The 6,904-nt window shown below is 76.1% G+C and carries 8 protein-coding genes; 4 read left to right on the top strand and 4 right to left on the bottom strand.

What is annotated here, in order from left to right; translation table 11 throughout:
* The first annotated feature begins 399 nt into the window (after nt 1-399).
* The 3 genes from PGN05_RS21315 to PGN05_RS21305 all read left to right on the top strand — a co-directional run bounded on the left by PGN05_RS21315 (nt 400) and on the right by PGN05_RS21305 (nt 2,451).
* Complete coding sequence (locus PGN05_RS21315; protein WP_419754581.1) at nt 400-1,290, top strand: 1,4-dihydroxy-2-naphthoyl-CoA synthase; 891 nt, start codon at nt 400-402, stop codon at nt 1,288-1,290.
* An 89-nt stretch (nt 1,291-1,379) separates the two neighbouring features.
* Nucleotides 1,380-1,712, top strand: coding sequence for a hypothetical protein (locus tag PGN05_RS21310; RefSeq protein WP_419754580.1), 333 nt, complete (start codon nt 1,380-1,382; stop codon nt 1,710-1,712).
* Between the two features lie 145 nt (nt 1,713-1,857).
* A complete protein-coding gene (locus tag PGN05_RS21305) occupies nt 1,858-2,451 on the top strand; it encodes a TetR-like C-terminal domain-containing protein (protein WP_419754579.1) in 594 nt (197 codons plus the stop codon).
* 43 nt (nt 2,452-2,494) lie between these two features.
* On the opposite strand, the gene PGN05_RS21300 is transcribed toward PGN05_RS21305, so the two are convergent.
* Both PGN05_RS21300 and PGN05_RS21295 read right to left on the bottom strand, forming a co-directional pair.
* The gene (locus PGN05_RS21300) at nt 2,495-3,187 is read right to left on the bottom strand and encodes a TetR/AcrR family transcriptional regulator (RefSeq protein ID WP_419754578.1); all 693 of its coding nucleotides are present in this window, start codon (nt 3,185-3,187) and stop codon (nt 2,495-2,497) included.
* Nucleotides 3,188-3,233: 46 nt separating this feature from the next.
* Nucleotides 3,234-3,698 (bottom strand): DUF5946 family protein, encoded by a 465-nt coding sequence (locus PGN05_RS21295; protein ID WP_419754577.1) that lies wholly within the window; start codon nt 3,696-3,698, stop codon nt 3,234-3,236.
* An 81-nt stretch (nt 3,699-3,779) separates the two neighbouring features.
* Between PGN05_RS21295 and PGN05_RS21290 the strand changes: the two genes are divergently transcribed.
* Nucleotides 3,780-4,736: a Gfo/Idh/MocA family protein gene (locus PGN05_RS21290; RefSeq protein ID WP_419754576.1), complete on the top strand. Its 957-nt coding sequence runs from the start codon at nt 3,780-3,782 to the stop codon at nt 4,734-4,736.
* Nucleotide 4,737: 1 nt separating this feature from the next.
* On the opposite strand, the gene PGN05_RS21285 is transcribed toward PGN05_RS21290, so the two are convergent.
* Nucleotides 4,738-5,925, bottom strand: coding sequence for a glycosyltransferase (locus PGN05_RS21285; protein ID WP_419754575.1), 1,188 nt, complete (start codon nt 5,923-5,925; stop codon nt 4,738-4,740).
* A gap of 8 nt (nt 5,926-5,933) precedes the next feature.
* Nucleotides 5,934-6,896: a glucosyl-3-phosphoglycerate synthase gene (locus tag PGN05_RS21280; RefSeq protein ID WP_419754574.1), complete on the bottom strand. Its 963-nt coding sequence runs from the start codon at nt 6,894-6,896 to the stop codon at nt 5,934-5,936.
* Nucleotides 6,897-6,904 lie beyond the last annotated feature (8 nt).

Genomic DNA, 6,904 nt, shown 5'->3' with positions numbered 1-6,904 from the left:
ACCCGCCTCCCGCCGCCCCGGCCCCGGCGCCCGGGGCCCCCCCGCCGCCCGCGGCAGCCCCCGCCCCGCCTGCCGGGACGGCGCACGCACCGCAGCCCGCGCGCCCGACCCCGCCGCGGACGGCGCCGTCCGAGCACCCGCGGCCTCCCGGCCCACCCCCGGCACCCGCACCGGCACCGCCACCGCCCGCCCCGCAGCCCGCTCCGTGGCCCAGCCCGGCTCCTCCGCCGGAACCCGCACCCGCTCCGGCCCCCGCCCCGGCCCCGGCTCCCGGGCCGGGCGGCGGCAGCGGTGGCTGCGGGTGCGGCGTCGTCGAGGACGTGACCGACGGTCTGGGCGACCTGGTGGGCGGCCTCGTCCCCTGAGTGGGGCTCCGGGGGGCGCACTAGGTTCGGCGACATGACCGCGCGCGATGACGTCTCCGAGATCTTCGACAGCGCGGCGTGGCGGCCGGTCGAGGGCTTCGACCTCGCCGACCTGACCTACCACCGCGCGGTGGACGCCGGCGTCGTCCGCATCGCCTTCGACCGGCCCGAGGTGCGCAACGCCTTCCGTCCGCAGACGGTCGACGAGCTGATCGAGGTGCTGGAGCACGCGCGGCTGTCCACCGACGTCGGGTGCGTGATCCTCACCGGCAACGGCCCCAGCCCCCGGGACGGCGGCTGGGCCTTCTGCTCCGGCGGCGACCAGCGGGTGCGCGGGCGGTACGGCTACGAGCACGACAAGGGCCGCAGCAGCGGCCGGCTGCACATCCTGGAGGCGCAGCGGCTGATCCGGTTCATGCCCAAGGTGGTCCTGTGCGTCGTCCCCGGGTGGGCGGCCGGCGGCGGGCACAGCCTGCACGTCGTCTCCGACCTCACCCTGGCCAGTGCCGAGCACGCCCGCTTCAAGCAGACCGACGCCGACGTCGGCAGCTTCGACGGCGGTTTCGGCTCGGCCTACCTCGCCCGTCAGGTGGGGCAGAAGTTCGCCCGGGAGATCTTCTTCCTCGGCGACGAGTACTCCGCCGAGGACGCGCACCGCATGGGCATGGTGAACCGGGTGGTCCCGCACGCCGAGCTGGAGGCGACCGCGCTGGACTGGGCGCGCCGGATCGTGGCCAAGAGCCCGACCGCGCAGCGCATGCTCAAGTACTCGTTCAACCTGATCGACGACGGCCTGGTGGGGCAGCAGCTGTTCGCCGGCGAGACGACGCGGCTGGCCTACATGGCCGAGGAGGCCGTCGAGGGCCGGGACGCCTTCCTGGAGAAGCGCGATCCGGACTTCTCCCGGTTCCCCTGGCACGTGTGATGAAGGGCCCCGTCCTCCCCACCCCGCGCAGGCTCGGGGCGGTGCCCTGGACGGGGCCATAGCCTGAGACCGACGAGGGAGGGGACCACATGATCGTCGAGGTGGTGGGTGGCGCCGAGGAGCGGCCCGAGGTGCGGGTCGTCGACGTCGACGACCTGACGGGGCTGCACCTGGCGCTGGGGGCGGTGACCGACGAGGAGGCCGACCAGGTGCTCCGCGACGCGGGGCTCGGCCGCATGGCGGACGCCGAGACCGGCGTCCTCGACGTCGCGGCGCTGCGTGCCGCGGCCGAGCCGCAGGCCGGTGCCGCGGACTGGGCGCAGCAGTGGGACGGCATGCTGCGGTACGCCGGGAACGAGGGCTGGCTGGCCGACGACGGGGCGACTGTGCAGGTCCACGTCGAGAGCGCGGCCGGGGCCTGAGGTCCCGAACACCGTCTGTCGCCGCCCGTCGCGCTGACTTGAGGATGTCAAGAAAATCCTCGTGAGTTCCCGCCCGGGTCATTGTGGTCACTCCAACCGGAGTCCACGATGTCGCGGTGAAGTCCGACTGTGACCGGGTGATCTCGTGACCGGGACGCCCGGGCGCCCGCTGAGCGCCGAACTCTCCGACCAGCTGCTCTCCGTCGCCGTCGACATCCTCGCCGAGGAGGGCTGGGGCAAGCTCAACAGCGACCGCGTCGCGGCCCGCGCGCGCGCCGGCAAGGCGGGGATCTACCGCCGCTGGCCGACGATGGCGGCGATGGCCCGCCAGGCCGTCGGCCGGTTCTCGCTGGTGCACGTCCCACCCGACACCGGCTTCCTGCGTGACGACGTCTGCGCGCTGGTCGACCGCTGGCGGCGCCCGCTGGACCGGGAGGAGCGCGCCACGGCGAGCCTGGTCGGCGCCGCCCGGCACGACGAGGACCTGCGGGCCGGTCTGGACGACGCGCTGGTCCGCCCGCTGGCCGAGGCCGTGGCCACGATCGGTGCCCGCGCGGCCGAGCGCGGCGAGGAGGTCCCGCAGCTCCGGCTGGCCCTGCTCGGCTCGGTGCTCGAGGCGTTCTGGTGGCAGCGCTTCACCTCGGCGAGCGGGGTGATGTCCACCGAGCAGCTGCGGCGGGTGGTGGACGACGTGCTGCTGCCCATCCTGCAGCCGGCCCCCGAGGGCGCCGCGGTCTGAGCGCGGTCGTCCGGCGTGGCGGTGCGAGCCGCGGCCCGGCCGGTCAGCCGGCGCGGCGGACGTCCCCCGGCCAGCCGGTCACAGAGGCCGCGCCCTGCAGGGAGGCGAAGCCGGCCTCCAGGTCCCGCAGCAGCCGGTCGGCCAGCGGCACCATCGTCGCGGCGGACCGCGCGGCGCCGTCCCGGTCCTCGAGGACCGGACGCTGGCCGACGAGCAGGACCCGCGCGACGGCCATCCAGGTGGCCGCCGTCAGCGCGGCCGCGGTGGCCGGGTCGGCCGGGGCGCCGTCGGCGTCCCGCCAGGCGTCGGCCAGGGCCGAGCCGATCCGGCGCTCGGCCTCGTGGACCAGTTCGAGCTCCCGCAGCCGCAGCGCGGGGGAGGCCTCGATCGTCGCGATGTAGCGGCGCCGTGCGTCGCACTCGTACCGCCCGGCCAGGTCGGCCAGGAGGCTGACGAGGTACTCGCGCAGCGCCACCAGCGGCGGCTCCGTCGCCGGGCGGGAGCGCACCGCCTCGGCGGCGCCCTCCACCCACGGGGTGCGACCGTCGAAGTAGAGGTCCTCCTTGGTGGGGAAGTGGTTGAAGACCGTCTGCACGGCGACGTCGGCCGCCTCGGCGATGTCGGCGATGGTGACCGCCTCGAACCCGCGCTCGGCGAAGAGCTCCTGCGCGGTCTGGCGGATCAGGGCCCGGGTCTGCGCCTTCTTCCGTGCACGACGATCACTGAGGTCACCCACGGTGCTGAGCCTAACTGCACTCCGTAGGCGAACTGATTAGGCCGGCTCACGAGCCGTCGGGCGACCAGTCCGCCAGGACGGCCCGCGCCCACGCCTCGACCAGCACGGACAGGTCGATGACGTCGAGGTCTGCGGCCACGTCGGCGATCGTCGTCCGCCAGATCGTGGGCGAGGTCACCCGCCACCGGTCGCCGCCGGCCGGCTCGCCGAGGCGGGCGGCGAGCGCGTCGAGGGCGTCGCTCGGCTGCTCGGGCGCCGTTCCAGCGGGGTGCTGGGCGGCGTAGGCGCCGTCGGCCAGCGCGACCAGCGCGGCGGCGCGCGGGTCACCCGCAGCGTCCTCGCGCAGCCCCCGCACCGTCTCCTCGTACAGGCGGGCGCACGCCGCCGAGGCCCCGGCCGGCACCGGGCCGTCCCCGGCCAGCGGGGCGAGCACCGACCCGCAGCCCGGGCACCGGACGGTCGTGTCCGCGGCGGGAGCGGTGGTGGGGGACGTGCGGGGGGAGGCGGCCACCGCCCGATGGTGCCGCACGTCGCACCGGCTCGTGCGCCGGTCGCCGGGTTCGGGCGGGGACGGACCGGGCAGGAGGCGTCCGTGGGCGTGCGGGTGGGGCTGGTCGGGGCGGGAGGCGTCGGCGCCAGGCACGCCCGGACGCTGGCGGGGTTCGCCGACGTCGAGGTCGTGGGAGTGACCGACGCCGTCCCCGCGGCGGCGGAGGCGCTCGCCGCGGAGCTGGGGGTGGACGCCGTCGCCGACGTGCCCCGGTTGCTCGACCGGTCGCTCGACGGCGTCTGGCTGTGCGTGCCGCCGTTCGCGCACGGGGAGCTGGAGCTGGCCGCGGTCCGCGCCGGGGTCCCCTTCCTCGTCGAGAAACCCCTCGCGACGGGGGTGGGTGTGGCCGAGGAGATCGCCCTGGCCGTCGCGGGCGCCGGATTGCCCACCGCCACGGGCTACCACTGGCGCCACCTGGACACCGTGGCCGCCGCCCGGGCCGTCTGCGCTGCCCACCGTCCGCGGCTGGTCACCGCCACCTGGCTGGACAAGGTGCCGCCTCCGGCCTGGTGGGTCCGGCGGGACGCCTCCGGCGGGCAGGTGGTCGAGCAGCTGACCCACGTCCTCGACCTCGCCCGGGTGCTGGCCGGCGAGGTCGTGGAGGTCCGCGCCGTCGCGGCCCCCTCGGGCGATCCCGGCCGGGACGTCGACGACGCGACCGCCGCGCTGCTGACCTTCGACTCCGGGGCGGTCGGCACGGTGGGTGCCGCCTGTTCCCTGCCGGCCAAGGTGCGTGCCGGCGTCGACGTGGTCTGCGACGGAGCGGCGGTGGAGCTCACCGAGACCGCGCTCACCGTCACCACGGCTGCCGGCGCCGAGCGCTCGGAGCCGGCGGTCGACGCCCGCACCGCCGTCGACCGTGCCTTCGTCGACCTGCTGGCCGGCCGGACCGGGGCGGAGCCGCTCGTCGACTACGCCGAGGCCCTCCGCACCCACCGGGTGGCCGTGGCGATCGCCGAGTCCGCCCGCACCGGCGCCGCCGTCCGGCCCGGCGGGTGACTCAGCGCGCCATGGCGTCCTGGCCCCGGCGGCGCGGCAGGGGCAGCGTGCTGCGCGCCTGCTCCAGGACCGCCGCGTACAGCCGCTCGTAGCCGTCGGCCATCACGGCGGGGGCGAAGCGGCGCCGCGCCTCGGCGGCGCAGACCTCGGGGTCGATGTCGCCGATCCGCGCGAGGGCAGCGGTGAAGCCCTCCTCGTCCTCGGCGAGGAAGCCGGTCCGCCCGGACTCGACCAGGGAGGGCAGGCACCCGCGCGCCATCGCCACCACGGGCGTGCCGGCCGCCAGGGCCTCGCACACCGCCGTGCCCCCCGGCTCCTCCCAGCGGATGGGGAAGAGCACCGCCCGCGACCGCTGCAGCAGGTCCGCCTTGGCGGCGCCGCCCACACTGCCCACCCAGCGCGCGTGGACCCCGTCCAGGTGCGGGTCGACGTGCTCCAGGAACCAGGCCACGTCGGGGTGCGACCGGGCCGGGTGACCCGGGACGGCGAGCGCGGCGGACAGCGCGTCCCGGTCCGGCAGGCCGCCGACCGGCCCGGCCAGCACGAGCCGCACGCCGGCTGCCCGGCAGGCGCGCAGCGCGGTGTCCACCCCCTTGGACTCGCACAGCCGCGACAGCAGCAGCACCGACTCCGCGCGCTCCTCCCGAGCGACCGGTGGCCCGCCGTCCACGGGCACCGCCAGCGGCACGGCGCCGAGGACCTGGTCCCGCAGCCGCTGCGGTGCCCGCGCGATCTGCGTCTCGGACACCCCGGCGAAGAACACGCGGCCGCGGCCGTCGAACGTCGCCCAGAACTCGGCGTTGCGGTGCAGGTCCCAGTGCAGCGTGGCGAGTGCGGGCGGCCCGGCGTCCCCCAGGCTGCCCAGCACGGCCGGGCCGACCACCTCCACGTGCGTGTGCACGAGGTCGAACGGCTCGCCGGCCAGGGCGTGCTCGGCGATCGTCGCCAGCACCACCTGCTCGTGCGCGTGGGCGGTGCCCACCACCTGCGGATAGGGGCCGCCGAGCAGCTCGAAGCGCCCGGTCGGGAAGGCGCTGACCAGTCCGTCGACCGGCAGGGTCGACTCCCCCACGGAGGCCAGGACGACGCGGTGCCCACGGGCCCGCAGCTCCGCGGTCAGCGTCGCGACGACGTTCTCGAGGCCTCCGTAGCCCGGCGGCGGCACCGGCAGCCAGGGACCGGCGTCCATGAGGATCCTCACGACCACGACCTCCCGGATCCCTCAGCACCGCGGACGGCGCTCATCGGCGGGCGCTCACTGACCCCGACGTCCCAGACGACGGTCTCCAGCCCGTCGGCGGTGCGCAGGAACTGCAGCAACGAGGACCCGGCGGGGCCCGGCCCCGGCCGCCGGGCCAGCGCGGTCTGCAGGATCTGACCGGCCATGCGACCCAGGGCGGCGTCGGCCTGGTGGGTGTGCCGACGGGTGCCGAGGTCGACCTGGGCGATCGCGTCGAGGCCGGCGAGGTCCACGATGTCGACCAGCAGGCCCAGTTCCACCCCGTAGCCCGAGACGAACGGCACCTGCTCGAGCACGGTCCGGCGCCCGGCGTACTCGCCGGAGAGGGGTTGGACGACGCCGGCCAGGTGGGGCCAGAAGGCGTTGAGCAGCGGTCGGGCGACCAGCTCGGTCACCCGTCCTCCGCCGGAGGGCACGATCCCGTCGGTGGTGGTCAGCGGCCGGTCGTAGAGAGCCTTGACGTAGCCGATCGTCGGGTCGGTGAGGAGCGGGCCGAGGAGGCCGACCACGAACCGGGGGTCGAAGCCGATCAGGTCCGCGTCGATGAAGACGACCAGGTCACCGGTCGTGGCGTGCAGGGACTTCCACAGCGCCTCGCCCTTGCCCGGCCGGGAGCCGTGCCCGGTCAGGACCGTGTCGACGTGGACGACGCGGGCGCCGGCGTCGGCCGCCCGCTGCGCCGTCCGGTCGGTGGATCCACTGTCGATCACCACCAGCTCGTCGACCAGCGGGCACTGCTCCACGAGGCTCTCCCGGATCGCGCGGACGATCGGGCCGACCGTGCGTTCCTCGTCCAGCGCGGGGAGCACGAGGGTGACGGTGTTCTCTCGCGCCTGTTTGGCGGCGAGCAGCTGTGCCGGGTGCCACGCGTCGGCGGTGAAGGTGCGCTGGCGCAGCCAGCGACGGACGTCAGGGTGCACGCATCCCC

The sequence above is a fragment of the Geodermatophilus sp. CPCC 206100 genome, from assembly GCF_048569675.1.
Taxonomy (GTDB): domain Bacteria; phylum Actinomycetota; class Actinomycetes; order Mycobacteriales; family Geodermatophilaceae; genus Geodermatophilus.
This window is presented reverse-complemented; position numbering and strand designations above follow the sequence as displayed.